Source organism: Pseudomonas sp. CFBP 8770, assembly GCF_014841705.1.
GTDB lineage: Bacteria > Pseudomonadota > Gammaproteobacteria > Pseudomonadales > Pseudomonadaceae > Aquipseudomonas.
The window spans coordinates 131,822-158,164 of record NZ_JACYUL010000009.1 but is presented as its reverse complement, the minus strand read 5'-3'; the positions used below and the strand labels follow the sequence as shown (position 1 = coordinate 158,164).

Sequence of the window (26,343 nt, the reverse complement as noted above, 5' to 3'; positions counted from 1 at the left end):
AAATTCTTTCAGCGATCTGCAACGGTTGCTGAACGCCCTTGAAGTTTCTTGATGATCAGGAAGTGCGTGCTATGCCTGCTCCATTTTCTTTGCGCTCTGCAAAGCGTTTGTCTGTGTCCCGTTCTATGTGGCCCGTATTGTCGATAGGCGTACTGGTATCCAGCCCGCTGTCCTTGGCACAGGCCATTTTCGCGCTGAAATGTAGCAATCACATAGCGAGAGTTCTCGGTAGTCATAACCCAGAATCGCCCTTCTTTCTCCACTGACACTACGTCGGATGTCCGGATCAAGTGGCCATCTTCGAATAAGCCGTTCGCTTTTCGACGTACGTGATCGAAAACAATGCCAACGCCAGTACGCGAGGTAATGAACACCCCGCAGAGGTAGGCCGTGACGGGAGCAGAGAATGCCTGTTCCTTCGCCTTGACTAGGCGTCTGAGGTCGAAGCAGGTGTGGCGCTTACTGTAAAACATGAGGTCAATATTGTTGTTCGTCTGAGTCTTCATGGGTTCTGCGTCCGTCGTAAAGGCTTTTACCAGGAATCTGCCACGCAACCATGTCTGCTGATTTCATGCGCATTTTTTGGTATTCCCTAGGCAGCTTTGATCATGCTCGATTGGAAAATGCGACGAAGGTTTGTTAGCAAATCAGGCCGGAAATCTGGGTTGTGCGAGTTGTGATAAACCGTTCCACTCTCGACCTCGAGCAGGCAGGCTTCGCATCCGGTACTGTCCATGCCAACGGTGACCTTCGCCAGCGGTTCCATGCTCCAAATACCCTTGGCGTTCATGTGTGACGGCGTAACCACCTGGATGTCAGTGATGAAGGCCTGCTCGTCTTGGGCCACCAGCATGCGCTGGAGTTTTTGCTCCCCCTCGACCATGAATGCGATCTCAGTGCTACGGCCATTTTCCACGGCACGTACGGTGAGGTGGTACCAGTGCGTTTTAAGCAGTCGCGACACGGAGTGCCATTGGGAAACGCCTTCACCGAACATTCCGGGTATCCCGATCAGGTCAGCGTCTTGTGTTCTGAACATGTGTTGCCCCAATTCTCTAGGCCCATAAATTGGCCCAGCATTTAGCCAATGAGTGATGCTTAGCAGATCGAAAATATCGCTTCGATAGAAGCAGGTTTGCGTTGACCTGGCCCAACCAAAACGTAAATCGTGTTCCGCGTGGCGAAAATGAAGCCTTCTTTGAACGTGGTGCCCATACTTGAACGCACCCAATCACCTGGCTCGAATCTTCTCTGCTCGTCGTGCAAGACTTTGTGGGCAAACAGAAACATGGGTTGGCAACCAGCAGCGATCACGTTGACTCGCTCGTCGTCGGTGACGATGGCGTCCAGAATGATCCATTCTTGAACGGCGCATAGGGGCAGGTGTTTGTAATGTTCTCGAGCAGCGAGGAGCACATCTTCAAGGGACAGTTCAGAGCCAACCAAGGCAACCCCACTTTCGCCCAGCAGCCCATCTTCGAGCCCTCTTTCCATCTGCTGCGTCCCCGCCAATAATTTCACATAAATTGACGATCCAGATCCAAACCGCCATCCGTATGACTATATCTATTTGCTTGGCGGCAGGCAAACGCGGCATACCACTCGTTTTTGGGGAATTTGCGATGTCGCTGCGTTATTCCTTTGCAGCATCCCTTCAGTTGCTACGCACTCGTAAAGGGCTGTTCCAAGAGGACATCGCCAATGTAGGCGGTTCGGTGTCCCAACCTCATGTAAGCAACCTAGAGCTCGGAAAAAGTGCGGTGACCCTCGACTCGAGCTATCAGCTAGCAGCCGCACTAAATGTGGAGCCGATCACCCTCCTCGCGCTAACCGTTGCCTCCCACAAACACGTAACAGCTCGGGAGATGCTGCTGGCTGCGCTTGCGGAGCTAGATGCCCTGGAACTGGCTGACGCGAGCCTGCCAACGAAGCCAGAGGCATTGCCACGCCATGGGACGGATAGCGCCAGAAAGAAGTTGGAAGCGGTTCATGATTTGAAGAAGAGAGGATTTACCCAGGCTCAGGCAGCGAAGGAGCTGGGGATACCGGAGAGCACGCTTCGCCGACTATGGCACCGAGAAAGCTAGGCTTGGTGATACGACGAGACGGCTTAAGATAGGAATGTAAACCGCTAAGTGCCCGAGTTTATTGGATTTTTGGATTTACGGATTGGGTGAAAGAGCACAAGTGGAGCACAAATCTCTGTAGTGTGCGAAAACGTGTTTACATTCGCACCAAATTTTTTGCTGACGAGCGGTGGTTTACGTAAAGCAGCGTTTTGGTGCTAAGATAAAATCACTAGCGACTCGCCCCACTCTACAAGCCCTGTTTTTCCTAGGGTTTAGCGAACACGGGGCGAGCTAAGCGCAATGTCCCGTCGGTTTACGTTCTTCCCCCTTCCAAAACAAATTATTGGTGAATCGATCGCACAACACCACCGCGCCACGCGCCAGCGCCGGGCGAATCACCTGGGCCAGGTGTTGTGCCCGCGCGGCGAACATCAGCAGCAGTTCGGTATCCCCGCACATGGTTTCATCGCTGGGCGCCAGCAGCAGTTCGCGGATACGTTCGGCCAGGGGCGTGCCGCCCGGCTCGCGAGTCAGCACCACGTCCAGTCCGCTGGCGCGCAGACGCTCGGCCAGGTATTCGCGATTGGTGCTCTTGCCCGCGCCTTCCGGCCCTTCCAGAGTGATGAATAAACCGGTCACAGGGTGTCCTTGCAAAGTCATGGAGCAGGCGCCTCGACAGCGTCCGGCTTCTCTTGTGGCTCGCGCGTGCCGGTCTCTATCGGCGCCGTGGCAGGCGCGGGGCTCGAGCGATAATCGGCACGGCGTTTGAGTTGATACTCGCGCACGGCATTGTTGTGGGCATCCAGATCGTCGGAAAAGACATGGCTACCGTCGCCGCGCGCGACAAAATACAGGCTGCTGCCGGGGACCGGGTTGAGTGCTGCATGAATCGCCTCGCGGCCCACCATGGCAATGGGCGTGGGCGGCATTCCGGCAATCACGTAGGTGTTGTAGGCCGTCGGCTCGCGCAGGTCGGCGCGGGTCAGCTTGCCGTTGTAGCGTTCGCCCATGCCGTAGATCACGGTCGGGTCGGTCTGCAACAACATGCCCGCCTTGAGACGACGCACGAAGACCCCGGCGATCTCGCCGCGCTCCTGGGGCACGCCGGTTTCCTTTTCCACCAGCGAGGCCATGATCAGCGCTTGATAAGGCTCACTGTAGGGAGCGCTGGCCGCGCGCTCGGTCCATTCACTGGCCAGCACCTCTTCCAGCCGTGTGTAGGCCTGCTGCAGCAGCTCGACATCGCTCATGCCACGCACATACTTGTAGGTGTCAGGGAAAAACCGGCCTTCGGGGAACGCCTTGGGGTGGCCGATGCGCGCCATCACGTCACTGTCGCTCAGCCCGCCCAGGGTCTGCTCGAGCTTTTCCTGACGCGCCAGCGCGGCGCGTACCTGGCGGAAATTCCAGCCTTCGACCAGGGTCAGGCTGTACTGCACCACCTCGCCGCGCTGCCAGACGTTGAACAGGTCGTTGACGGTCATGCCGGGCGTCATGCGGTATTCGCCGGTGTGCAGGGGCTGTCCGGCACGGTTGAAGCGCCAGTACAGGCGCAACCAGAATGCATCGCGCAAGGTACCCGCTGCCTGCATGCGCAGGATCGTGCCGCCGGGGGTTGCGCGGTTGGGCACGTCGAGCAGCTGTTCTTGAGCCACGGCCAGGGGCTGGTTCAAGGCACTGTCGACTTTCCAGGCCACCACGCCCGTCGCCAGTGCGGCAACAACGATGAGCGTTTCCAGCAACAGCAGAAATTTACGCTTCACAAATCAGGCATCCAATAGCGCGTGGGCAATGCCTTGCAGTTTACGGGTGAGCGGTCCTGCCGACCACCTCAGTGACGTGAAAGCGCGCACCGGCCACACGCCGTAGACACTGTTGCAGACGAATACTTCGTCGGCCCGTGCCAGGTCCGCAGGCCACAGGTCACCCACGGCCACCTGCAGCCCCAGCGTCGCAGCTTGCTCCAGCAGTTCGGCGCGCATCACGCCGGCCACGCCGCAGCGTTGCAGCGCGGGCGTGTGCAACACCCCGTCGATCACCAGGAACAGATTGCTGTAGACGCCTTCGACGAGGCGGCCGGACATGTCCAGCATCAAACCCTCGGCAAAAGCCGGATCGCTCCATTCGGCGCGGGCCAGTACCTGCTCCAGGCGGTTGAGGTGCTTGAGTCCGGCCAGCAAGGGTTGCTCGGCCAGCCTCGTGCTGCAGGGGAAGAGTTCCACCCCCTGCGCGCGGTGTGCATGAGGATAGACCGGGCTTGGAGCACCTTGCAGGATGCGCCGCGCGCCAGCCTGCGGATCAGCGGCATAACCGCGCGCACTGTCACCGCGCGTGACGATCAACTTGAGCACGCCCTGCCCCAGTGCCGCCGCATAGCGCACGACCTCGTCGCGCACCACCGCCAGGTCGGCGATGATCGCCAGACGCTGGCAGCCCAGCGCAAGACGCGTCAGGTGACGGTCCAGCAGCGCCGCCTGGCCATCGCGTACCGCAAAGGTTTCGAACACCCCGTCACCGTAGGCCAGGCCCCGACTCTTCAGGCCCAGCGCATCGCCTGGCTGCCCGTCGAGCCAGGCTTGCATCAAGCGGGAAAGCGCCGGAACACCAGGGAACCGTTGGTTCCGCCGAAACCGAACGAGTTGCTCAACACCACGTCGATCGGCATGCTGCGCGCGGTGTGCGGCACGAAGTCCAGATCGCAGCCTTCGTCCGGCTCGTCCAGGTTGATGGTCGGCGGCGCCATCTGGCTGTTGATGGCCAGCACACTGAAGATGGCTTCGACGGCACCCGCAGCCCCCAGCAGGTGCCCGGTCATCGACTTGGTGGAGCTCACCGCCAGCTTGTAGGCATGATCGCCGAATACGCTCTTGATGGCGCTGACTTCGGCCAGATCGCCGGCCGAGGTCGAGGTGCCATGGGCATTGATGTACTGCACCTGGTCAGGCGTGATGCCGGCATCGCGCAAGGCGTTGGTCATGCAACGCGCGGCGCCGGCGCCGTCTTCGGGCGGCGACGTCATGTGGAACGCATCGCCGCTGGTGCCGAAACCGATCAGTTCGGCATAGATGGTCGCACCACGCGCCTGGGCGTGCTCGAGCTCTTCGAGCACCAGCGCACCCGCACCGTCGGACAACACGAAACCGTCACGGCCTTTGTCCCACGGGCGGCTGGCACGGGTCGGCTCGTCGTTGCGCGTGGACAAGGCACGCGCCGCGCCGAAGCCGCCCATGCCCAGCCCGCAGGCGGCCATTTCCGCACCGCCGGCGATCATCACGTCAGCTTCGCCATAGACGATGTTGCGCGCGGCCATGCCAATGCAATGGGTGCCGGTGGTGCACGCGGTGGCGATCGCGTAGTTGGGCCCCTGCGCGCCGAGGTGAATCGACAGGAAACCGGAAATCATGTTGATGATGGAGCCAGGCACGAAGAACGGCGATATCCGCCGTGGCCCGCTGTCGTGCAGGATGCGGCAGGTTTCTTCGATATTGGTCAGGCCACCGATGCCCGAGCCCATGGCCACGCCGATACGCTCGCGATTGGCGTCGGTGACTTCGAGGCCCGCGTTGCGTACTGCCTGGAAGCCAGCAGCCAGGCCGTACTGAATGAACAAGTCGAGCTTGCGTGCCTCCTTGACCGAGAGGTATTGCTCGACATCGAACCCCTTCACCGAGCCGCCGAAACGGGTCGAATAGGCCGACAGATCCGTATGCTCGATGGGACCTATGCCACTGCGGCCGGCCAGGATGCCCTGCCAGCTGCTCGGCACGTCGGTGCCCAGCGGTGACAGCATGCCCATACCTGTGACCACGACGCGTCTACGCGACACAGCACTCTCCTTATTCTGGAAACATCACCGCGCGGCCGTCTAAAGAAAAAACCGCACGCCAACGAAGGCAGTGCGGTTTTCCATGACAAGCAACGGCGATTACAAAACGTTACGCCTGGTGGGCGGTGACGTAATCGATGGCAGCTTGAACAGTGGTGATTTTCTCGGCTTCTTCGTCAGGAATCTCGGTTTCGAATTCCTCTTCCAGAGCCATCACCAGCTCAACGGTGTCCAGGGAATCGGCACCCAGATCTTCAACGAAGGAAGAAGTGTTGTTGACCTCCTCCGCTTTGACGCCCAGTTGCTCGGCGACGATCTTCTTGACGCGTTCTTCGATGGTGCTCATACCTTGTTTTCACTCCTAATGGACATATGTCAGGCGGCTGGCCGGTACGTAAGTTTATAGAAGAAGCTCGGCTTTTCAAACTGAAAGCGTCACTGCGACCCCACGTAAGCCCGCCACCTAGAATTCGGATGCAGCTTTATAACGGATTTTGGATGCCGGGTAAGACATTTTTTTCAAGCAATCCGTCACATTTTCATTTACATGTACATGCCGCCGTTCACCGGAATTGTAGCCCCTGTGACGTAGGCTGCACCGTCGGAGGCCAGAAAACCGACCACTTTGGCGATTTCGTCGGCCTGACCCAGACGGCCCAGTGGAATCTGGCCCTGCAGCGCTTCGCGCTGTGCTTCGGGCAATTCGCGGGTCATGTCGGTGTCGATGAAACCGGGCGCCACCGAGTTCACGGTGATTGCGCGCGAGCCGACTTCACGAGCCAGGGCACGACTGAAACCTTCCAGACCGGCCTTGGCCGCGGCGTAGTTTACTTGGCCGACGTTGCCCATTGCACCTACAACCGAACCGATGCTGATGATCCGGCCCCAACGCGCCTTGGTCATGCCGCGCAACACGGCCTTGGACAGGCGGAACAGGCTGTTGAGATTGGTATCGACGACATCGTGCCATTCGTCGTCTTTCATGCGCAGCATCAGGTTGTCGCGGGTGATACCGGCGTTGTTGACCAGGATCGCCGGAGCGCCGAACTGCTCCTGGATCTTGGCCAGGGTGGCAGCCACCGACTCGTCGCTGCACACGTTGAGTTCCAGGCCGGTGCCTTCGATGCCGTGCTCCTTGAGCGTGGCGGCAATGCGCGCGGCACCGCTTTCGGAGGTGGCGGTACCGATGACGGTGGCGCCCATGCGCCCCAGTTCCAGGGCGATCGCCTGGCCAATGCCACGGCTTGCGCCAGTGACCAGTGCAACTTTACCTTGCAGGCTCATGCAAGTTCTCCTTGATCAGGCTTGCGCCGCGCGGGCGGCGGCGAAGGCTTCGGGGGTGTTCAGGTTGTCGGTGCTCACGCCATCGGCGCAGCGCTTGTTGAGGCCGGCGAGGACCTTGCCCGGTCCGCATTCCACGAGACGCGGTGCACCCTGGGCGGCCAGGTACTGCACGGTTTCAACCCAGCGCACCGGCTTGTACAACTGTTCGAGCAGGTCGCGCTTGAGGGTTTCGAGATCGGCCGGCACAGCGGCGCTGACATTCTGCACGACCGGGATTTGCGGCGCCTGCCAGTCGATGGCATTGACCGACTCGGCGAAACGCTCGGCAGCCGATGTCATCAAGGCACAGTGCGACGGCACGCTGACCGGCAACGGCAGGGCGCGCTTGGCGCCCTTGTCCTTGCACAGTTCGATGGCACGCGCGACGGCTTGCGTTGTGCCGGCGATCACCACCTGGCCCGGCGAGTTGAAATTGACCGCGCTGACCACATCGCCCTGAGCCGCATCGGCGCAGGCTGCCAGCACATCGGCGTCTTCCAGGCCAAGAATCGCCGCCATGGCACCCTGCCCGGCGGGCACGGCTTCCTGCATCAATTGGCCGCGACGCTCCACCAGTTTCACCGCATCGGCCAGGGACAGGCAGCCGGCGGCTACCAGCGCACTGTATTCGCCCAGGCTATGGCCGGCGACATAGGCCGGATGCTCGCCGCCCTCGGCCAACCACAGGCGCCACAGCGCGATGGAAGCGGCGAGAATGGCGGGTTGCGTCTTGTCGGTCTGATTGAGGCTTTCGACCGGGCCCTGCTGAACCAGCGCCCAGAGGTCATAGCCCAAGGCGTCGGACGCCTCCTTGAAGGTGTCCATGACCAGAGGGTACTGCGCACCCAGTTCGGCCAGCATGCCGAGCGACTGGGAGCCTTGCCCCGGGAAAACGAATGCGAGGGATGCAGACATTGAACAAGCCCTTGTATGATCTTGTTGCCGGAAAATTCGACGCCGGAAGCGTGTCCGGCGCACTGAACTGACAGTTGGATAACGTACACCTGCCAGTGGTCACATTTAAGCACCTCTGGCTGCGCACGCCTAAAGCAGCATCTGCGCCAGCTGCCCGTGCAGGCGCTGCGGCAGGTTTTCGCGAATCTCGTCCCGCGCCCGGTCTATCGCACACTGCAGCCCTTCTACACCCGCAGCGCCATGGCTCTTGACCACGATGCCCTGCAGGCCGAGCAGACTCGCGCCGTTGTAGCGCGCAGGCGTCAGGTCAGCCTGCAGACGCTTGAGCAATGGCAGGGCCAGCACGCCCGCGGCGCGCGCCATCAGGCTGCTGCGAAACAACGCCTGCACGCGCTCAGCAAACATGCCGGCCAGGCCTTCGTTGGATTTGAGCAGGATATTGCCGACGAAGCCGTCGCACACCACCACGTCGGCCTCGCCTCGAAACACGCCGTCGCCTTCGATGTAGCCGGTGTAGTTCAGGCCCTGCGCCTTGCGCAACAGGCTGGCTGCCAGCTTGACCTGCTGATTGCCCTTGATGTCCTCGGTGCCCACATTGAGCAACGCTACCCGCGGCTGCTCGACACCCAGCGCGCGCGCCGCGACCGAGCCCATCACGGCGAACTGATACAAGTGCTCGGCACTGCAGTCGACATTGGCGCCCAGATCCAGCAGCTGGCAATAGCCTCCCCGTGTCGGGATGGCGGCCATCATGGCTGGGCGGTCGATGCCCGGCAGGGTCTTGAGCAGGTGCCTGGACAACGCCATCAGGGCCCCGGTGTTGCCTGCGCTGACCACCGCCTGGACCTGTTCGTCGCGCAGCAGCTGGAGCGCCACGCGCATCGAAGAGTCGGGCTTGCCGCGCAGCGCCTGGGACGGCCGCTCGTCCATGCCGACCACTTCACCGGCGGCAGCGATGTGCAGGCGTGAGCGATCCATTGCCGGCTGGCTGGCAATCAGTTCTTCGAGAAGTTGAGGGTGACCGACGAGGGTCAGGTGCAGCGAGGGCGTAGCAGACAGGCAGGCAAGGCTGGCCTGAACAATGCTGCGGGGACCGAAGTCCCCGCCCATTGCATCAATCGCGATGGACTGAGCGGACAAGATTTACTCGTCAGCGCCCTTGTCGATCACTTTACGGCCACGGTATACGCCTTCTGGCGATACGTGGTGACGCAGGTGCACTTCACCGGTGGTCTTTTCGACCGACAGGGTGCTTGCCTCGAGTGCGTCGTGCGAACGGCGCATGTCACGGGCAGAGCGGGATTTTTTGTTCTGCTGAACAGCCATAATTGATTAACTCCTAAACGTTTGGGTCACGCTTTAACTGCGCCAATACACTGAACGGGTTGGACCGCGTTACCTCGTCCTCGCTCGGATCGGGATCATCTGCTCCCGCCGGCTGCTGGCATTCTTCCGGATGATGAGCAGGCACGATAGGCAAGGCGAGCAACAGCTCCTCCTCGACCAGCGCCTGCAGATCCAATGGATCTTCGCCCAGTTCCAGCACGTCATAACCTTTCGGTAACGACTGGGTGTTCGCACCCTCCTTCACCACGGCATAACTGCATTCGCTGTGGATCGGCAGGGTTACCAGCTCAAGACAACGCTGGCAAACCATCTTGACCTCGACGTCCAGGCAGCTGTGGATGACCACGGCCTTGCGTTCGTCTCGCTCGAAAATGAATTTGGCCTGCACCGTACCGACGTTGTCGGAAAGCGGGTCGCAGAGTCTCTCCAAATCGGCCAAGAGCAGCGAACCTTCTAGGGTTACGCCACGATCTGCCAATTTGCGCGGGTCAACGTGAGGTGGAATCGGGTCATTCAACATAGGCGCAGCATTCTAGGGACGACCCCCTCACCTGTCAAAGGAAATTCAGGCCCAAGTGCATGATAGAGTGGCCGTTCATCCACAGGAGCCTGCCATGCCTGCCCTGCTACTCGCTTCCAGCTCCCCCTACCGCCGTGAACTGCTGGCGCGGCTGCGCCTGCCGTTCACCTGCGCATCGCCCGACATCGACGAAAGTCACCTGCCGGAAGAGCCGGCGTGCGCCCTGGTCAAACGCCTCGCCGAACAGAAAGCCCGGGCGCTGGCCGCGCTGCATCCCGGGCATTTGATCATTGGTTCGGACCAGGTTGCGGTGCTCGGAGACAGGGTTCTGGGCAAGCCTGGCGACTTCGCCCAGGCGCGCGAGCAATTGCTGGCTGCCAGCGGCCGATCCGTCACATTCCTGACCGGACTGGCGCTATTGAACGTCGCCAGCGGCGAGTGCCAGGTCGATGTGGTGCCGTTCACGGTGCACATGCGCCCGCTATCGGCCGCTGCCATCGAACGCTACCTGCTGGCGGAGCAGCCTTATGACTGCGCCGGCAGCTTCAAGGCCGAAGGGCTGGGTGTGACCTTGTTCCAAAGCACCGAAGGCGCGGACGCCACCAGCCTGGTGGGCCTGCCGCTGATTCGCCTGGTGGACATGCTGCTCAAGGAGGGTGTGCAATTGCCTTGAGCCTTGCGGGGTGATTGCTGCCGCTTTCGCGGGCAGAGCCCGCTCCCACAAGCGCAGGAGCGGCCTTCTGTGGGAGCGGGCTCTGCCCGCGAAGAGGCCATCGACAGCGCTGCAACCATTCAGCGCAGGCTCGGCCCCTGGAATCCCATCCACATCGCGATCTGATCGGCAACGCTGGCACCGAACTTCTTCGAGAAGCGGTCGAGCGGCGATTCCTTCACGGTGAAGTCGACCATGTCCTTGGCGCCGATCACGTCACGGGCCACCATACTGCTGCTGCCCAGCGCGTCGACCAGACCCAGTTGCAGTGCCTGCTCGCCCGACCAGATCAGCCCGGAAAACAATTCGGGGTGTTCTTTGTCTTTGAGTCGGTCGCCACGCCCGGCCTTTACGCTGTCGATAAACTGCCGGTGGGTGGTCGCCAGCACGCCTTTCCAGAACTCGGTTTCATCGGCACGCTGCGGCTGGAACGGATCCAGGAATGCCTTGTGCTCGCCCGAGGTGTAGGCACGGCGCTCGACACCCAGCTTTTCCATGGTACCGACGAAGCCGTAGCCGGCCGCGGTCACGCCAATGGAACCGACCAGGCTGGATTTGTCGGCGTAGATCTGATCCGCGGCGCTGGCGATGTAATAGGCGCCGGACGCGCCCAGGTCGGCGATGACCGCGTAGACCTTGATGTCCGGGTGCTCGCCGCGCAAGCGACGGATCTCGTCGAAGACGTAGCCGGACTGCACCGGACTGCCGCCAGGGCTGTTGATGCGCAAGATCACGCCCTTGACCTTGGTGTCTTCGAATGCACTGCGCAGGCTGCCGACGATATTGTCCGCGCTCGCGGCTTCCTTGTCGGCAATCACACCGCGCACGTCGATCACCGCGGTGTATCCGGACGCACTGCCGCTCGTGGCCTTTTCCATGTCCAGCAGCGGCGAGAAGAGGAAGATCGCGCCGAACAGGTAGATAAAGGTCAGCAGCTTGAAGAAGATGCCCCAGCGGCGCGCGCGACGCTGCTCCTGCACACTGGCCAGCAAGGTTTTTTCGAGCAATCGCCAGCTTTTTTCGTCGCCCACTGGGGCGTTGTCATCTTCACTGCGTGGAGCTTTCCATTGATCGGACATTCTCTACCCCTTGGTCAGGCTGATACGCGACGACTGTCGAGCCACGCGGGCAATTGATCGAACGATTCGATGCACACCTGCGGCTCGTATTGCCGCAGCACATGCAGCGGCAGGGCGCCGTAACCGACGGCCACGCTGTGCATGCCGGCATTGCGCGCCATCAATAGATCGAACGAGGCATCGCCGACCATCAACGAGCGCTCAGGCCCTGCCCCGCAATGGCTCATGATCTGCTCAAGCATCAGAGGATGGGGCTTGCCACGGGTTTCATCGGCAGCACGGGTGATGTCGAAAAAGTCTTCCCAGCCATGCGCCTTGAGCACGCGATCCAGCCCACGGCGGGCCTTGCCGGTTGCCACGGCAAGGCGATAGCCCTGTTCGCGAAACCCGAGCAAGGCTTCGCGCACACCGGGAAACAGCGCAGACGGCGTAGCGTCCAGGGCCATGTAGGCATCGGCGTAATGCGCGCGCATGGTCAGCACCTGGGCCTCGTCAAGCTGGGGATACAGCACGCCGATGGCTTCGGACAGGGCCAGACCGATGATGCCCTTGACCGCCTCGTCACTGCACGGCGGATAACCCGACAGTGTCGCCGCGGCGTGCATGGCCTCGACGATCCGGCCAATGGAATCGCACAGGGTGCCGTCCCAATCGAAGATCAACAGCGTGTAGTCAGCTTGCACTCAGACGCTCCACGGTCCGGGCCCAGACTTCGTCGACCGGCGCCTCGACCTTCAACTCGCCGCCATCGGGCAGCGGCACGGTCAGCGCGTAGGCGTGCAGGAACAGACGTTTGCCGCCGAGCTCGCGAATCTCTTTGGAGAAGTTTTCGTCACCGTACTTGGTGTCGCCGGCAATCTCGTGCCCGGCATGCAGGGCGTGCACGCGAATCTGATGGGTGCGCCCGGTGATCGGGCGCGCCTCGACGATGGTCGCGAAGTCGCCGAAGCGGCGCAGCACCTTGAACAGGGTCAGCGCTTCCTTGCCTTCTTCGTTGATCTCGACCATGCGCTCGCCCGAGCGCAGGTTGCTCTTGAGCAGGGGCGCATTGACCTGCTTCTTGGCGGTCGCCCAATGCCCACGCACCAGCGCCATGTAGCGCTTGTCGACACCGTCGCCACGCAGCGCCGCGTGCAGGTGGCGCAGCATGGAGCGTTTCTTGGCGATCATCAGCAGCCCGGACGTGTCGCGATCCAGCCGATGCACCAGCTCGAGCTCCTTGGTGTCGGGACGCAACTGGCGAAAGGCTTCGATCACGCCGAAGCTCAGGCCGCTGCCGCCATGCACGGCAATACCCGCCGGCTTGTTCAGCACGATCAAGGCCTTGTCCTCGTAGACGATGGCGTCTTCGAGCCGCTGCAGCAACCCTTGCGCAACCGGCACGGGCGCGTCGCGTTCGGGCAGGCGCACCGGCGGCACGCGCACGATGTCGCCGGCCTGCAGCTTGTATTCCGGCTTGATGCGCCCCTTGTTCACCCGCACTTCGCCCTTGCGCAGGATGCGATAGATCAAGGTTTTCGGCACGCCCTTGAGCGCCGTGATGAGAAAGTTGTCTATGCGTTGGCCGGCAAGTTCCGGCGCAACCTCGATCAGCTGAACGCCGGAGGTTGGGGGAGTAGTAGTCGTCATGGCCGCGATCATAACAATTTTTTATGGATTTGAAGCACTTAATGATTGCTGCTATAGTCGCGAACGCCGCCATAAGCGGCTGGGCAGCGGACAAGCGGTTATGAACCGGCCCTGACCAACGCAATTCTCGAGGACGCGAGGCCGTCCTACGGGGCTTTTGCCAGTTACGGAGTGTTTGAGGGCAACGCCGCGCAGGTGCGAGAAAACCGATGAAAGCCCAGGAACCCCGGCATACCGGACACCTTCCTGCCTTTCGTTCGACGCCACTTGCGCTTTGCAGTCGTCCTTACCCAGTTCAGGTACAAGCTTCGGAAACCCAATGCCTTAGTCATACAGGGCGAACTTTACGAATTGAAGTTCGCGATATTGCCAACCCGTTGCGGATTCAGCGCGCGGCAGCACCCGAATTATCAGGGATACGTGTAGGGTGGAGATGCACAACCGTCGGACCGTGTAGTACCGCGTCACGGCAGGAAGCAGCCTCAGGCACTTCTGCCATGCCGGTCTTGAACAAGACGCTCAAGGGCGTCCACGCCAGACGATTGATTCCTCCTCCTGACTGAGTGCTTTTGACACCACAGCAAGCAGGACGCGTCGTCGCGGTTCCGCCCCTGTTGGGCAGAAATCGCTGGACACTGCAGTGGCCTAGGCCCTGTTGACGCACCTGACACCGACCGTGAGAAGTCGTGTGTGCCGAACGCCGTTTCCGGCAGCCCGGAAACCGACGGTACTACATGAAAAGAATGCTGATCAACGCGACTCAACCCGAAGAGTTGCGTGTTGCCCTTGTAGACGGCCAGCGCCTCTACGACCTGGACATCGAGTCGGGTGCCCGCGAGCAGAAGAAGGCCAACATCTATAAAGGCCGCATCACTCGCATCGAACCCAGCCTTGAAGCCGCCTTCGTCGACTTCGGCTCGGAACGCCACGGCTTCCTGCCCCTCAAGGAAATCTCCCGCGAGTACTTCAAGAAAAACCCCGAAGGCCGCGTCAACATCAAGGAAGTCCTGAGCGAAGGCCAGGAAGTCATCGTCCAGGTCGAGAAGGAAGAGCGCGGCAACAAGGGCGCTGCCCTGACCACGTTCATCAGCCTTGCCGGTCGCTATCTGGTACTGATGCCGAACAATCCGCGTGCTGGCGGCATTTCCCGTCGCATCGAGGGTGAAGAGCGCAACGAACTGCGCGAAGCACTCAACGGCCTGGTCGCTCCTGCCGACATGGGCCTGATCGTTCGCACCGCCGGCCTTGGCCGCAGCAGCGAAGAGATGCAGTGGGACCTGGACTACCTGCTGCAACTGTGGACCGCGATCAAGGAAGCCTCGCTGGACCGCTCCGCACCTTTCCTTATCTACCAGGAAAGCAACGTCATCATCCGCGCGATCCGCGACTACCTGCGCCAGGACATCGGCGAAGTGCTGATCGACAGCGTCGAAGCCCAGGACGAAGCCCTGACCTTCATCCGCCAGGTGATGCCGCAGTACGCCAGCAAGATCAAGCTGTACGAAGACAGCGTGCCATTGTTCAACCGCTTCCAGATCGAAAGCCAGATCGAAACCGCTTTCCAGCGCGTGGTGGAGTTGCCTTCCGGCGGTTCGATCGTCATCGATCCGACCGAGGCACTGGTGTCCATCGACATCAACTCGGCGCGCGCCACCAAAGGCAGCGACATCGAAGAAACCGCCCTGCAGACCAACCTCGAGGCCGCTGAAGAGATCGCGCGCCAGCTGCGTCTGCGCGACATCGGCGGCCTGATCGTCATCGACTTCATCGACATGACGCCGGCCAAGAACCAGCGCGCCGTGGAAGACAAGGTCCGTGAGTCGCTGGAAGCCGACCGCGCTCGCGTACAAGTGGGCCGCATCTCCCGTTTCGGCCTGCTGGAAATGTCCCGCCAGCGCCTGCGCCCCTCGCTGGGCGAAAGCAGCGGCATCGTCTGCCCGCGCTGCAGCGGCACCGGCATCATTCGCGACGTCGAATCGCTGTCGCTGGCCATCCTGCGCCTGATCGAAGAAGAAGCCCTGAAGGACCGCACCGCCGAGGTCCGCGCCCAGGTGCCGATTCCGGTCGCAGCGTTCCTGCTCAACGAAAAACGCAACTCCATCACCAAGATCGAACTGCGCACTCGTGCCCGCATCGTGATCCTGCCGAACGATCACCTGGAAACGCCGCATTTCGAAGTGCAGCGCCTGCGTGACGACAGCCCGGAAGCGCAGAACAGCCAGTCCAGCTACGAAATCGCCGCTGCCGAAGTGGAAGAAGTGCTGCCGGTTGCCGCCACGCGCACCCTGGTTCGCCAGGAAGCCGCAGTGAAAACCGCGCCGACCCGTGCCGCCGCGCCGGTCGTGGCCGAAGAACCTGCCCCTGTGGCAGCGGCAGCGCCTGCCCCCACCCCTGCTCCGCAGATCGCCGAACCCAGCTTGTTCAAGGGTCTGGTCAAGTCTCTGGTAAGCCTCTTCGCCACCAAGGAAGCGCCTGCCGCACCTGTGGTCGTCGAGAAACCCGCTGCCACTGCCACCGAGCGCCCGGCGCGCGAAGAGCGTCGCAACGGTCGCCAGCAGAGCCGCAACCGCAGCAGCGGTCGCCGTGACGAAGAACGCAAGCCACGCGAGGATCGCGCACCGCGTGAAGAGCGTGCTGCCCGCGAAGACGCACCTGCCGCCCGTGAAGAACGCCCTGCCCGCGCACCGCGTGAGGAGCGCCAGCCGCGCGCACCACGCGAAGACCGTCGTCCACGCAATGGTGGCGATGACGCTCCACGGGTACGTGAGCTGCGTGAACCGCTGGACGCTCCAAGCGCACGCGAAGAGCGCCCGGCCCGCGAAGAGCGCGCCCCACGCGAAGAACGCGTCGTTCGCGAAGAGCGTGCTCCTCGTGAAGAACGCGCTCCTCGTGAAGAGCGCCCCGCTCGCGAAGAACGTGCACCGCGCGAAGAGCGTCCGGTCCGTGAAGAGCGTCAGCCCCGTGCTGCGCGCGAGGAACGTGCCGAACATCCGGAAAACCCGGCCGAGACCGAAGTCGACAATGCCGATGAGGCACTGACCAACGAGGAACTGCTGCAGGACGACAACCAGGACAGCAACGACGGCGATCGTCCGCGTCGCCGGTCCCGTGGTCAGCGTCGTCGCAGCAACCGTCGCGAACGTCAGCGCGATGCCAACGGCGACGTGATCGAGGGCTCGGAAGAGTCTAACGAGTCGGCCGTCGAAGGCGAGTCGAACGGTGCAGCCCTGGCTGCCGGCGTTGCTGTCACCGCAGCGGTTGCGGAAGGCGCCATCAGTGCCTCCGCCGAAGCCCAGGCCCATGAGCAGGCCGAACAGGCCAATCGCAGCGTGCAGCCTGCCAGCGTCGAAGACACCGCTGCCGCCGAAAGCGAAAGCCTGGCTGCGCCGGAGATCGTTGCCACCGCGCCGACCGCCGAAGCGGCCGTTGAAGTGCCGGTAGATACCGCTGCAATTGCTCCTGCCCAGACTCACAGCGAGCCTGAAGTCGAACGTCCCGTCACGGTTTCGGCGCCCGACACCTGGGCTGCGCCTGCCAACGAAAGCGCCGCACCGGTGGTCGAGCAACAGCCCGCTATCGAAGCAGCCAAGCCTGTCGAGACCGCCGAACCTGTGCAAGAGCACGTCGCCGAGCCGGTGGAATTGACGCCGCCTTTCGACACCACGCCAGCGCCGGTCAGCCAACCTGGCGCCGACGTCGAAGTGGACGCGCCGGTGGTGGTCGATCCTGCACAGGTCAGCGAGCCGACGCATCAGCCTCGCGCTGCCGAGCCTGCCGCAGACGCTCCGTGGTTGCCTGCCGAGCCTGCCTTGCACCACATCAGCGAACCGGCTGGCGCAGAACCCGTGGCAACCGAGCCTGTGGTAGTCGAACCGACTGCTTTCCTGCCGGTCGCCGAGCCCGAGCAGGCAAGCGAGCCCGCAGCGGTCGTCGAGCCAGAGCCCGCTCCGGAAGCCGAATCGGCGCCGGCACTGCCAAGCAACGGTCGTGCACCCAACGACCCACGTGAGGTGCGTCGTCGCAAGCGCGAAGCCGAGGAAGCGGCGAAAGTCGCTGCCTCGAAGCCGGACACTGAGGTATCCAGCGCCGCTGTTGCGCAAGATACCCAGGACGAGCCCAAGCCACTGGTGTAATCAACCCGTGTGAATCAGCCCCCGCCGCGCAAGCGCCGGGGGCTTTTTCTTGCCGTTGGTGCAGGTATTCGGCCTGATTCGAACCTTAATGCATTTTAAGCGTTGACAGCCTTTCAACTATCTGTAGAATGCGCCTCCACAGACGCGGGATGGAGCAGTCTGGTAGCTCGTCGGGCTCATAACCCGAAGGTCGTCGGTTCAAATCCGGCTCCCGCAACCAAACATCGGAAGGGCCACTCTATAAACGGGTGGCCTTTTTCGTATGCGCACGAAAAAGCCCTTTGCCACGGCACACGCCCTGCACACCTGCAATGTGAAAGTTGCTTTACAGTTCGCCACGCGTCGGTCACCGGTCGTGCGCAGGCGCTAGAATGGCGCGAATTATTTTTTCCACAGGGATTGGTACTTTGACGGGATCCCGGCATCCTGTTGCGCACAATCCAAGAGGTGATTGATGCGCTCTGACTTGCCCGATTCAACCGCTGTGGAACTCCCCCCCGCCGCTGCCGCTTCCGGTCCGATCAAGCCTGCGCGTGCACGCTGGCTCGATCTGCTGAGCCGTTATCGGCAACCGGTAGGGCTGGCCGTCACCCTGTTGCTGTTCGCCATCGCGCTATTGGCCTGTCGGCATCTGCTCAGCGAGCTGGACATCTACGCCTTGCACGACTCGGTTCTGGCCACCCCGCCTGCCGCTTTGGGCGGGGCGCTGCTGGCCATGGTCTGCGGGTTCATCATCCTGCTGGGCTACGAATGGTCGGCCAGCCGCTATGCCAACGTCACCCTCCCCGCACGCACCCTGGCCCTGGGGGGGTTTACTTCGTTCGCCATCGGCAATGCAATCGGCCTGTCGATGCTGTCCGGCGGTTCGGTGCGTTATCGGCTGTACTCACGACTGGGCGTAGGCGCAGGCGAAGTCGCGCGCATGACCCTGTTCGCCAGCCTTTCGCTGGGTTGCGCCCTGCCGCCGCTCGCTGCGGTGGCCACGCTCAGCAGCCTGCCGGCCGCGTCGACGGCCCTCGGGCTGTCGCAAGGGCTGCTGGGGATGATTGCCGCAGTCGTGCTGGTACTGACCGCGTTGCTGGTACTGGGCGTCTATCGACGTCGCCTGGCCGAGCAGCCGCTGCCTGACAATCTGTTGGTGCGGGCCGGACGCCGCACGCTGCGACTGCCCAGCGCACGCCTGACAATGCTGCAACTGGTCATCACCGCGCTGGACGTAGTGGCCGCAGCCACCGTGCTGTATCTGTTGCTGCCCGAAGCACCGCCGTTCGGCGCTTTCGTGCTGATCTACCTGCTGGCGCTCGCCGCAGGCGTACTCAGCCACGTGCCCGGTGGGGTCGGCGTGTTCGAAGCGATCCTGCTGGCGGCGTTCGCCGATACCCTGGGCGCTGCGCCGCTGGCCGCTGCCCTGCTGCTGTATCGCCTGATCTATGTGGTGTTGCCGATGCTGGTGGCGTGCGTCGTGCTGCTGGCCAACGAAGCGCGCCGCCTGTTTTTCGCCCAGCAGGCGATCCGCGTGGCTTCAGGGCTGGCTGCGCCGATATTGGCGGTGCTGGTGTTCCTGTCCGGCGTGGTGCTGCTGTTTTCCGGTGCCACGCCTGAGATCGACACCCGCCTGCAGGACCTTGGCTTCCTCATTCCCCATCGCCTCATCGATGCCTCGCACCTGGGCGCCAGCCTGGTGGGCGTACTCTGCCTGCTGCTGGCGCAAGGTTTGCGCCGCCGCCTGTCGGCTGCCTGGGTATTGACCATGGTGCTGTTGCTGGCGGGCGCCGTGCTGTCGCTGCTCAAGGGCTTCGACTGGGAGGAAGCGTCGTTGCTGTGCATGACCGCACTGCTGCTCGCCGTGTTCAAGCGCTCGTTCTACCGCCCCAGTCGCCTGCTGGAGCTGCCGTTTTCACCGCTGTACCTGATCGCCAGCGTGTGCGTGGTGGGCGCGTCGATCTGGTTGCTGTTCTTTGCCTACCAGGATGTGCCCTACAGCACCAAGTTGTGGTGGCAGTTTGCACTGGATGCCGATGCTCCCCGCGGCCTTCGCTCGGCCCTGGGCAGCGCGGTGCTGTTGATCGTGGTCGCGCTGACCTGGCTGCTGCGCACCGCACGCCCGGTGATTCACCTGCCCACACCCGAGGAACTTCAGCGCGCCGCGACCATCCTCAAGGCGTCGCACCAGCCCGATGGTGGCCTGGCCCTGACCGGCGACAAGGCGCTGCTGTTTCACCCCAAGGACGAAGCATTTCTGATGTATGCCCGCCGCGGGCGCAGCCTGGTCGCGTTGTACGACCCTATCGGCCCGACCCAGCCGCGTGCCGAAATGATCTGGCAGTTTCGCGACCTGTGCGACTTTCACCACGCCCGCCCGGTGTTCTATCAGGTCAGGGCGGAGAACCTGCCGTTCTACATGGACATCGGCCTGACCGCGATCAAGCTCGGCGAAGAGGCTCGGGTCGATTTGCACGCTTTCGATCTGGAAGCCAAGGGCAAGGAGATGAAGGACCTGCGCTACACCTGGAACCGCGGCGGCCGCGACGGCCTGTCCCTGGAGATCTACGAGCCCGGCCAGGCGCCGCTGGATGAGCTCAAGGTGATTTCCGACGCCTGGCTCAGTGGCAAGAACGTACGCGAGAAGGGTTTTTCGCTGGGCCGTTTCAGCCCGGAATACCTGAACCATTTCCGTATCGCTATCGTCCATTTCGAGGGCAAGCCGGTGGCGTTCGCCAACCTGCTGGAAACCGACAGCAGAGAGCTGGCCAGCCTGGACCTGATGCGTGCGCATCCCCAGGCGCCCAAATTGACCATGGAATTCATGATGGTAGGCTTGATCCAGCACTACAAGAAGCACGGCTACGCTCGCTTCAGCCTGGGCATGGTGCCGCTGTCGGGCCTGCAGCCGCGGCGCGGCGCACCCCTGACCCAGCGGCTGGGCTCGATGGTCTTCAACCGTGGCGAGCAGCTGTACAACTTCCAGGGCTTGCGTCGCTTCAAGGACAAGTTCCAGCCGACCTGGGAGCCTCGTTACATGGCCGTGCCGGCGGGCCTCGACCCGCTGGTGGCACTGGCTGATACCGCCGCCCTCATTGCAGGTGGCCTGACAGGATTGGTGAAACGCTGATGATTCGACGTAACTGGCGCAAGTTGTTCGCCTTGATCGTGGTACTGCTGCTGGCGATTGCGGGTTATTACTGGTGGGCCACGCGCCCCGTCCCTGCGGCGCAGCTCAGCGCCCAGCGCCTGAGCAACGGCAGCGAGGCCCGCGAAGCGGTCCCCGGCACCCGGACCAAGTCGCGGGTGGCGATTGCCCTGCCTGCCGCCGAAGCCTTGACCGACAAGCAGTTGCTGGACCTGAGCCGGGATGCCTCGGCGCACATCGTCCAGGTGATCCTGCCGGAAACCGACTGCGGCTTGCAGCAAGCTGCCTTGAACGCCGCCATCAAGCGCCTCGACGGCGCGCCGGACCTGGTGGCTGGCATAGGTCCGGGTGCGTCACTGGCCTGGCGCTGGCTGGCCACCCAGGACAATGACAAGGCTCAGGCAGTGTCGGTTGACCTGAGCGTGGAGAAACCGGACGGCTGTCTGCCGGAACTGCCGAAGAAGGCCGAGCATGGCCAATGGATGGTCGCCTGGAACGACAACCCCGACGATGCCAGTGCGGCGTTCGTGCGTGACCAGCCCAATGCGCAGACGGTCATCAGCGACTACGACGTGAAGCTGCCGCAGGTGCTGAAGAACCAGATCACCGCGATCCTGGTCGGCACTGAAGGCACCCACCTGGCCATCCCTGTGGTCGAGGTGCCCGCCGCGCAGAGCAACGAGACCGTCAGCCTGTTCTTGTCGGGCGACGGCGGCTGGCGCGACCTCGACAAGGCAGTCGCCGGCGACATGGCGACGATGGGCTACCCGACCGTGGGTATCGACACCCTGCGCTACTACTGGGAGCACAAGACGCCCGAGCAGAGCGCCGACGACCTGGTCGAGCTGATGCACTTCTACCGGCAGAAATGGGGTGCGAAACGCTTCGTGCTGACCGGATACTCGTTCGGTGCCGACGTGCTTCCGGCGATCTATAACCGCCTGCCCGCCGAGGCACAGGACAGCGTCAGCGCTATCATTTTGCTGGCCTTCGCCCGCAGTGGCAGCTTCGAAATCGAGGTGGAGGGATGGCTCGGCAACGCTGGCAAGGAGGCCCCCACCGGACCGGAAATGGCCAAGCTGCCGGCCGCCAAGGTGGTGTGCGTGTATGGCGAGGAAGAGGCCGACGAAAGCGGCTGCACCGAGGCTACTGCAGTGGGCGAGAAGCTCAAGCTGCCGGGCGGCCATCATTTCGACGAGAATTACCCGGCGCTGGCCAAGCGCCTGGTGCTGCAGATCGACAAGCGTACCCGCTCGAACTGACCCCACGGTAAAAGCAAAGCCCCGGACCTGCGCAGGTACCGGGGCTTTTTTGTAATGCCTGCACCGAACCTACATCTCAACCTGCGTACCCAGCTCGATCACCCGGTTTACCGGTAGCTTGAAGAAGCGCAGGTTGCCATTGGCATTCTTCAGCATGAAGGCGAACAACTGCTCCCGCCAACGCGCCATGCCGGCCAACTTGGAGGCGATCACCGTCTCGCGGCTGAGGAAATAGGTGGTGCGCATCGGGCTGAAGTCCAGCTCCGGCAAATCGCACACGGCCAGGGCGCCGGGCACGTCCGGTTCGTCCATGAAGCCGTAATGCAGAATGACCCGGAAGAACCCTTCGCCATAGCTCTGCACCTCGAATCGCCGTGCCAGGGGCACCCTCGGCGTGTCTTCGTTGACTACCGTCAACAGCACCACTTGCTCGTGCAACACCTGGTTATGCAGCAGGTTGTGCAACAACGCGTGGGGCACGGCGTCGGAACGTGCGGTCAGAAACACTGCCGTACCCTGAACCCGATGCGGCGGCTGTACGCTGATGCTGCCGATGAAGATCGGCAGCGGCAACCCGCCCTCGTCGATCCGTTCGACCAGCAGTTGCTTGCCGCGCTTCCACGTAGTCATGAGGATGAATAACACGGTCCCCGCCAGCACCGGGAACGCACCGCCCTGAATGATCTTCGGCACGTTGGCCGCGAAGAACAGGCCATCGACCAGAAGGCAACCCAGCAGGACCGGCACGGCCAGCACCGGCGGCCATTTCCACAGCAGCAGCATTACGGCCGACACCAGGATGGTGGTCATCAACATGGTTCCGGTGACCGCCACACCATAGGCCGACGCCAGCGCACCGGAGGATTCGAAACCGATCACCAGCAGCACCACGCCAACCATCAATGCCCAGTTCACCGCACCGATATAGATCTGCCCCTGCTCGCTGCTCGAGGTGTGCTGGATATGCATGCGCGGAATGTAGCCCAGCTGGATGGCCTGCTGGGTCAGGGAAAAGGCGCCGGAAATCACCGCCTGCGAAGCGATCACGGTGGCCAGGGTGGACAATGCCACCAGCGGCACCAGGGCCCAGCCTGGCGCCAGCAGGAAGAACGGATTGCGCGCCGCCTCGGGATTTTCCAGCAACAGGCCGCCCTGCCCGAAGTAGTTGAGTACCAGGGCCGGCAGTACCAGGATGAACCAGGCGCGGGCAATCGGCTTGCGGCCAAAATGCCCCATGTCGGCATACAGCGCCTCGGCGCCGGTCAACGCCAGCACCACGGCACCGAGGATCGCCACGCCCATGCTGGGGTGAACGATAAAGAAGCGCACCGCCCATACCGGGTTGAACGCCTTGAGCACCTCGGGATGCTGGTACACCCCGTAGGCACCCAGCAGCCCCAGCACCAGAAACCACACCACCATCACCGGCCCGAACAGCTTGCCGATGCGCTGCGTGCCATGCTTCTGGATCAGGAACAGCGCCACCAGTACCACCAGCGCCATCGGCACTACCCAGCGCTCCAGGCCATCGAACGCCAATTCCATGCCCTCGATGGCCGAAAGCACCGACACCGCCGGTGTGATCATGCTGTCGCCGTAGAACAGCGCGGCACCGGCCAGCCCGCACACCACCATCAAGGCACGCAGCCTGGGCAGCGAAGCGGTGGCACGGGTCGCCAACGCCGTCAGGGCCATGATGCCGCCCTCGCCCTGGTTGTCGGCGCGCAGCACGAACAGCATGTACTTGATCGAGACGACCCAGATCAGCGACCAGAAGATCAAGGACAGGATGCCCAGCACCCCGTCGTGGGAAATGGGCACGCCATAGCCCCCGGAAAAGACTTCCTTGAGCGTGTACAACGGGCTGGTGCCGATGTCGCCATAAACGACACCGACCGCTGCCACCAGCATGCCGATCGGCCGGGCCGCCGAATGTCCGCCATTGCCGTTACTGCTTGCCTGAACCATCGACCACTCCCGCACCCGTGATTTGTAACGCCATGTGGCGAGATGCGGCGAAGCATAGCGCAGCACTCGTCGCAATTCCTCGCATAATGCTGGTCAAGCGACCCCGCCATCGCTAGAATTGCGCACTTTTTGATCAGAGGCGTGCCCAGCGCCCAGCCAAGTGGCCCACGAGGCCCTATCGATACCGAGGTTAGCCATGTCCACCACTCCTTCGTCGGCCGCTCCAAAGGTCGGCTTCGTCTCGCTGGGTTGCCCCAAGGCCCTGGTCGATTCCGAGCGAATCCTGACTCAGTTGCGCATGGAAGGTTACCAGGTGGTGTCCACCTACGAAGACGCCGACGTGGTGGTGGTCAACACCTGTGGTTTCATCGACACCGCCAAGGCCGAGTCCCTGGAAGTGATCGGCGAAGCGCTCAAGGAGAACGGCAAGGTCATCGTTACCGGCTGCATGGGCGTGGAAGAGAATGCCATTCGCAAGGTGCACCCCAGCGTGCTGTCGGTCACCGGCCCGCAGCAGTACGAGCAGGTGGTCAACGCGGTGCATCAGGTGGTGCCGCCTCGGCACGATCACAACCCGCTGATCGACCTGGTGCCGCCCCAAGGCATCAAGCTGACACCGCGTCACTACGCCTACCTGAAGATTTCCGAAGGCTGCAACCACAGCTGCAGCTTCTGCATCATCCCCTCGATGCGCGGCAAGCTGGTCAGCCGTCCGGTGGGCGATGTGCTGAGCGAGGCCGAGCGCCTGGTCAAGGCCGGGGTCAAGGAAGTGCTGGTCATCTCCCAGGACACCAGTGCCTACGGGGTGGACGTCAAGTACAAGACCGACTTCTGGAACGGTCGCCCGGTCAAGACGCGCATGCTCGAACTGTGCGAAGCCCTGAGCACCCTGGGCGTCTGGGTCCGCCTGCACTATGTGTACCCCTACCCCAACGTCGATGACATCATCCCGCTGATGGCGGCCGGCAAGATCCTGCCGTACCTGGACATCCCCTTCCAGCACGCCAGCCCGAAAGTACTCAAGGCCATGAAACGCCCGGGCTTCGAAGACAAGACCCTGGCGCGCATCAAGAAATGGCGCGAGCAGTGCCCGGACCTGATCATCCGTTCGACCTTCATCGTCGGCTTCCCCGGCGAGACCGAAGAGGACTTCCAGTACTTGCTGGACTGGCTGAGCGAGGCGCAACTGGATCGCGTTGGCTGCTTCCAGTATTCGCCGGTCGAGGGCGCGCCTGCCAACCTGCTGGACGCTGCCATCGTCCCCGACGACGTGAAGCAGGATCGTTGGGATCGCTTCATGGCGCACCAGCAGGCCATCAGTGCCGCGCGCCTGCAGATGCGCATCGGCAAGCGCGTGGAAGTGCTGATCGACGAGGTCGAGGAACAGGGTGCGGTGGGCCGTTGCTTCTTCGATGCCCCGGAAATCGACGGCAACGTGTTCATCGACGATGCCACCCACCTCAAGCCGGGCGACAAGGTCTGGTGCACCATCGTCGATGCCGACGAATACGATCTGTGGGCCGAACTGGCCTGATTCGAGCTGCCCTGGCTCGACATGCATGACGGCGGCGACCGGCCCGGTTCGCCGCCACACCTGCCACCCGCGCCAGACGCCGGGCAATCTGCGCGGGCTTAACCGCCTCCAGGCAGTTACACTAGCGCCCTTTCCTTGCCACGGCCGCAGTCATGTCTGAACCCACTCGTCTTTCCAAACGCCTCATCGAACTGGTCGGGTGCTCCCGCCGCGAGGCCGAACTCTTCATCGAAGGCGGCTGGGTGTCCGTTGACGGCGTGGTGGTCGACGAACCGCAGTTCAAGGTGGACGCACAGAAAGTCGAGCTCGATTCCCAGGCCAAGGCCGAAGCACCGGAGCCGGTGACCCTGTTGCTGCACCAGGCACCGGGACAGAGCGCCGAAGACGCGCTGGCTACGCTCAACGCCCAGACCTTGTCCAGCGAGCACGGCTTCGGCAAGCGCCCGCTCAAGGGCCATTTCCTGCGCCTGAGCTGCGCGGCCGAGCTGCCTGCCAATGCCAGCGGCCTGCAGATCTTCACCCAGGACTGGAAGACCCTGCGCAAGCTGACCGCCGATGCGGCCAAGATCGAACAGGAATACGTGGTGGAGATCACCGGTGAGATGAGCCCCCACGGCCTCAACCGCCTCAATCATGGCGCGATGTACAAGGGCAAGGCACTGCCGGCGGTGAAAGCCAGCTGGCAGAACGAGACACGCCTGCGCTTCGCCATGAAGAACCCGGCACCCGGTGTGCTGCAGCAACTGTGCGCCAGTGTCGGCCTGACGATCGTCTCGATCCGCCGCATTCGCGTGGGTGGCGTGTCGATGGGCAAGCTGCCGCTGGGCCAGTGGCGCTACCTGACGACCAAGGAAAAATTCTGAACCCTCTCTTTTTCCGGCGCTGCCTGGGCAGTG

General features: G+C 62.6%; 23 protein-coding genes, 1 tRNA gene and 1 pseudogene. 8 read left to right on the top strand and 17 right to left on the bottom strand.

Annotation, left to right across the window (positions count from 1 at the left end; translation table 11 throughout):
* Positions 1–8: 8 nt before the first annotated feature.
* The 3 genes from IFT98_RS19465 to IFT98_RS19455 all read right to left on the bottom strand — a co-directional run bounded on the left by IFT98_RS19465 (position 9) and on the right by IFT98_RS19455 (position 1,521).
* Complete coding sequence (locus IFT98_RS19465) at positions 9–506, bottom strand: hypothetical protein (RefSeq protein ID WP_192051195.1); 498 nt, start codon at positions 504–506, stop codon at positions 9–11.
* 86 nt (positions 507–592) lie between these two features.
* On the bottom strand, positions 593–1,039 hold the full coding sequence (locus IFT98_RS19460) for a hypothetical protein (protein WP_192051193.1): 447 nt from the start codon (positions 1,037–1,039) through the stop codon (positions 593–595).
* A gap of 59 nt (positions 1,040–1,098) precedes the next feature.
* On the bottom strand, positions 1,099–1,521 hold the full coding sequence (locus IFT98_RS19455) for a DUF6957 family protein (RefSeq protein WP_342214190.1): 423 nt from the start codon (positions 1,519–1,521) through the stop codon (positions 1,099–1,101).
* Between the two features lie 101 nt (positions 1,522–1,622).
* Here IFT98_RS19455 and IFT98_RS19450 point away from each other — a divergent pair, with 101 nt between their 5' ends.
* Complete coding sequence (locus tag IFT98_RS19450) at positions 1,623–2,087, top strand: helix-turn-helix domain-containing protein (protein ID WP_192051191.1); 465 nt, start codon at positions 1,623–1,625, stop codon at positions 2,085–2,087.
* Positions 2,088–2,411: 324 nt separating this feature from the next.
* Here IFT98_RS19450 and tmk read toward each other — a convergent pair.
* The 10 genes and pseudogenes from tmk to IFT98_RS19400 all read right to left on the bottom strand — a co-directional run.
* A pseudogene (gene tmk / locus IFT98_RS19445) lies at positions 2,412–2,708 on the bottom strand (dTMP kinase); the annotation flags it as partial.
* A 17-nt stretch (positions 2,709–2,725) separates the two neighbouring features.
* Complete coding sequence (mltG, locus tag IFT98_RS19440) at positions 2,726–3,832, bottom strand: endolytic transglycosylase MltG (RefSeq protein WP_192051188.1); 1,107 nt, start codon at positions 3,830–3,832, stop codon at positions 2,726–2,728.
* 3 nt (positions 3,833–3,835) lie between these two features.
* Positions 3,836–4,651, bottom strand: coding sequence for an aminodeoxychorismate lyase (gene pabC, locus IFT98_RS19435; protein WP_192051186.1), 816 nt, complete (start codon positions 4,649–4,651; stop codon positions 3,836–3,838).
* On the bottom strand, positions 4,651–5,895 hold the full coding sequence (gene fabF, locus IFT98_RS19430; RefSeq protein ID WP_192051185.1) for a beta-ketoacyl-ACP synthase II: 1,245 nt from the start codon (positions 5,893–5,895) through the stop codon (positions 4,651–4,653). The genes pabC and fabF overlap by 1 nt, the downstream gene beginning before the upstream one ends.
* A gap of 109 nt (positions 5,896–6,004) precedes the next feature.
* Entirely contained in the window at positions 6,005–6,241 is a 237-nt protein-coding gene (gene acpP / locus IFT98_RS19425; protein WP_043185221.1) for an acyl carrier protein, read from the bottom strand.
* A gap of 197 nt (positions 6,242–6,438) precedes the next feature.
* On the bottom strand, positions 6,439–7,179 hold the full coding sequence (fabG, locus tag IFT98_RS19420) for a 3-oxoacyl-ACP reductase FabG (RefSeq protein WP_122476491.1): 741 nt from the start codon (positions 7,177–7,179) through the stop codon (positions 6,439–6,441).
* A gap of 15 nt (positions 7,180–7,194) precedes the next feature.
* Positions 7,195–8,133, bottom strand: a complete 939-nt coding sequence (fabD, locus tag IFT98_RS19415) for an ACP S-malonyltransferase (RefSeq protein WP_192051183.1) — start codon at positions 8,131–8,133, stop codon at positions 7,195–7,197.
* A gap of 129 nt (positions 8,134–8,262) precedes the next feature.
* On the bottom strand, positions 8,263–9,273 hold the full coding sequence (plsX, locus tag IFT98_RS19410; protein WP_192051181.1) for a phosphate acyltransferase PlsX: 1,011 nt from the start codon (positions 9,271–9,273) through the stop codon (positions 8,263–8,265).
* A 3-nt stretch (positions 9,274–9,276) separates the two neighbouring features.
* Positions 9,277–9,459: a 50S ribosomal protein L32 gene (rpmF, locus tag IFT98_RS19405; RefSeq protein ID WP_003179396.1), complete on the bottom strand. Its 183-nt coding sequence runs from the start codon at positions 9,457–9,459 to the stop codon at positions 9,277–9,279.
* A 13-nt stretch (positions 9,460–9,472) separates the two neighbouring features.
* Entirely contained in the window at positions 9,473–10,000 is a 528-nt protein-coding gene (locus tag IFT98_RS19400; protein ID WP_122714000.1) for a YceD family protein, read from the bottom strand.
* A 94-nt stretch (positions 10,001–10,094) separates the two neighbouring features.
* Between IFT98_RS19400 and IFT98_RS19395 the strand changes: the two genes are divergently transcribed.
* Positions 10,095–10,673 carry a Maf family protein gene (locus tag IFT98_RS19395; RefSeq protein WP_192051180.1) on the top strand — a complete coding sequence of 193 codons (579 nt, stop codon included), beginning with the start codon at positions 10,095–10,097 and terminating at the stop codon, positions 10,671–10,673.
* A 119-nt stretch (positions 10,674–10,792) separates the two neighbouring features.
* Here the strand turns inward: IFT98_RS19395 and IFT98_RS19390 are convergent, their stop codons facing one another.
* From IFT98_RS19390 to rluC, 3 genes are read right to left on the bottom strand one after another with little or no spacing between them, the layout of a single operon-like run.
* Positions 10,793–11,791, bottom strand: coding sequence for a S49 family peptidase (locus IFT98_RS19390; protein ID WP_192051178.1), 999 nt, complete (start codon positions 11,789–11,791; stop codon positions 10,793–10,795).
* A gap of 14 nt (positions 11,792–11,805) precedes the next feature.
* Positions 11,806–12,474, bottom strand: a complete 669-nt coding sequence (locus IFT98_RS19385; RefSeq protein ID WP_192051176.1) for an HAD-IA family hydrolase — start codon at positions 12,472–12,474, stop codon at positions 11,806–11,808.
* Positions 12,464–13,420 carry a 23S rRNA pseudouridine(955/2504/2580) synthase RluC gene (gene rluC / locus IFT98_RS19380; protein WP_122476782.1) on the bottom strand — a complete coding sequence of 319 codons (957 nt, stop codon included), beginning with the start codon at positions 13,418–13,420 and terminating at the stop codon, positions 12,464–12,466. Before rluC ends, IFT98_RS19385 begins: the two co-directional genes overlap by 11 nt.
* Before the next feature lie 734 nt (positions 13,421–14,154).
* Between rluC and rne the strand changes: the two genes are divergently transcribed.
* The 4 genes from rne to IFT98_RS19360 all read left to right on the top strand — a co-directional run bounded on the left by rne (position 14,155) and on the right by IFT98_RS19360 (position 21,945).
* Positions 14,155–17,553 (top strand): ribonuclease E, encoded by a 3,399-nt coding sequence (rne, locus tag IFT98_RS19375; RefSeq protein WP_446730848.1) that lies wholly within the window; start codon positions 14,155–14,157, stop codon positions 17,551–17,553.
* A 143-nt stretch (positions 17,554–17,696) separates the two neighbouring features.
* A tRNA-Met gene (locus IFT98_RS19370) sits at positions 17,697–17,773 on the top strand.
* Positions 17,774–18,007: 234 nt separating this feature from the next.
* Complete coding sequence (mprF, locus tag IFT98_RS19365) at positions 18,008–20,665, top strand: bifunctional lysylphosphatidylglycerol flippase/synthetase MprF (RefSeq protein ID WP_192051173.1); 2,658 nt, start codon at positions 18,008–18,010, stop codon at positions 20,663–20,665.
* Positions 20,665–21,945: a virulence factor family protein gene (locus IFT98_RS19360; RefSeq protein ID WP_192051171.1), complete on the top strand. Its 1,281-nt coding sequence runs from the start codon at positions 20,665–20,667 to the stop codon at positions 21,943–21,945. The genes mprF and IFT98_RS19360 overlap by 1 nt, the downstream gene beginning before the upstream one ends.
* A 69-nt stretch (positions 21,946–22,014) precedes the next feature.
* On the opposite strand, the gene IFT98_RS19355 is transcribed toward IFT98_RS19360, so the two are convergent.
* On the bottom strand, positions 22,015–23,913 hold the full coding sequence (locus tag IFT98_RS19355; RefSeq protein ID WP_192051170.1) for a potassium transporter Kup: 1,899 nt from the start codon (positions 23,911–23,913) through the stop codon (positions 22,015–22,017).
* Positions 23,914–24,109: 196 nt separating this feature from the next.
* Here IFT98_RS19355 and rimO point away from each other — a divergent pair, with 196 nt between their 5' ends.
* Positions 24,110–25,447: a 30S ribosomal protein S12 methylthiotransferase RimO gene (gene rimO, locus IFT98_RS19350; protein ID WP_192051168.1), complete on the top strand. Its 1,338-nt coding sequence runs from the start codon at positions 24,110–24,112 to the stop codon at positions 25,445–25,447.
* Positions 25,448–25,599: 152 nt separating this feature from the next.
* A complete protein-coding gene (locus IFT98_RS19345; protein ID WP_192051166.1) occupies positions 25,600–26,310 on the top strand; it encodes an rRNA pseudouridine synthase in 711 nt (236 codons plus the stop codon).
* Positions 26,311–26,343 lie beyond the last annotated feature (33 nt).

Bases quoted from the DNA above. Each gene is read 5' to 3' on its own strand.
- IFT98_RS19465 (WP_192051195.1), bottom strand. From the start codon at position 506: ATGAAGACTCAGACGAACAACAATATTGACCTCATGTTTTACAGTAAG.
- IFT98_RS19460 (WP_192051193.1), bottom strand. From the start codon at position 1,039: ATGTTCAGAACACAAGACGCTGACCTGATCGGGATACCCGGAATGTTC.
- IFT98_RS19450 (WP_192051191.1), top strand. From the start codon at position 1,623: ATGTCGCTGCGTTATTCCTTTGCAGCATCCCTTCAGTTGCTACGCACT.
- pabC (WP_192051186.1), bottom strand. From the start codon at position 4,651: ATGCAAGCCTGGCTCGACGGGCAGCCAGGCGATGCGCTGGGCCTGAAG.
- acpP (WP_043185221.1), bottom strand. From the start codon at position 6,241: ATGAGCACCATCGAAGAACGCGTCAAGAAGATCGTCGCCGAGCAACTG.
- fabG (WP_122476491.1), bottom strand. From the start codon at position 7,179: ATGAGCCTGCAAGGTAAAGTTGCACTGGTCACTGGCGCAAGCCGTGGC.
- fabD (WP_192051183.1), bottom strand. From the start codon at position 8,133: ATGTCTGCATCCCTCGCATTCGTTTTCCCGGGGCAAGGCTCCCAGTCG.
- rpmF (WP_003179396.1), bottom strand. From the start codon at position 9,459: ATGGCTGTTCAGCAGAACAAAAAATCCCGCTCTGCCCGTGACATGCGC.
- IFT98_RS19400 (WP_122714000.1), bottom strand. From the start codon at position 10,000: ATGTTGAATGACCCGATTCCACCTCACGTTGACCCGCGCAAATTGGCA.
- IFT98_RS19395 (WP_192051180.1), top strand. From the start codon at position 10,095: ATGCCTGCCCTGCTACTCGCTTCCAGCTCCCCCTACCGCCGTGAACTG.
- IFT98_RS19390 (WP_192051178.1), bottom strand. From the start codon at position 11,791: ATGTCCGATCAATGGAAAGCTCCACGCAGTGAAGATGACAACGCCCCA.
- rluC (WP_122476782.1), bottom strand. From the start codon at position 13,420: ATGACGACTACTACTCCCCCAACCTCCGGCGTTCAGCTGATCGAGGTT.
- rne (WP_446730848.1), top strand. From the start codon at position 14,155: ATGAAAAGAATGCTGATCAACGCGACTCAACCCGAAGAGTTGCGTGTT.
- mprF (WP_192051173.1), top strand. From the start codon at position 18,008: ATGCGCTCTGACTTGCCCGATTCAACCGCTGTGGAACTCCCCCCCGCC.
- IFT98_RS19360 (WP_192051171.1), top strand. From the start codon at position 20,665: ATGATTCGACGTAACTGGCGCAAGTTGTTCGCCTTGATCGTGGTACTG.
- IFT98_RS19355 (WP_192051170.1), bottom strand. From the start codon at position 23,913: ATGGTTCAGGCAAGCAGTAACGGCAATGGCGGACATTCGGCGGCCCGG.
- rimO (WP_192051168.1), top strand. From the start codon at position 24,110: ATGTCCACCACTCCTTCGTCGGCCGCTCCAAAGGTCGGCTTCGTCTCG.
- IFT98_RS19345 (WP_192051166.1), top strand. From the start codon at position 25,600: ATGTCTGAACCCACTCGTCTTTCCAAACGCCTCATCGAACTGGTCGGG.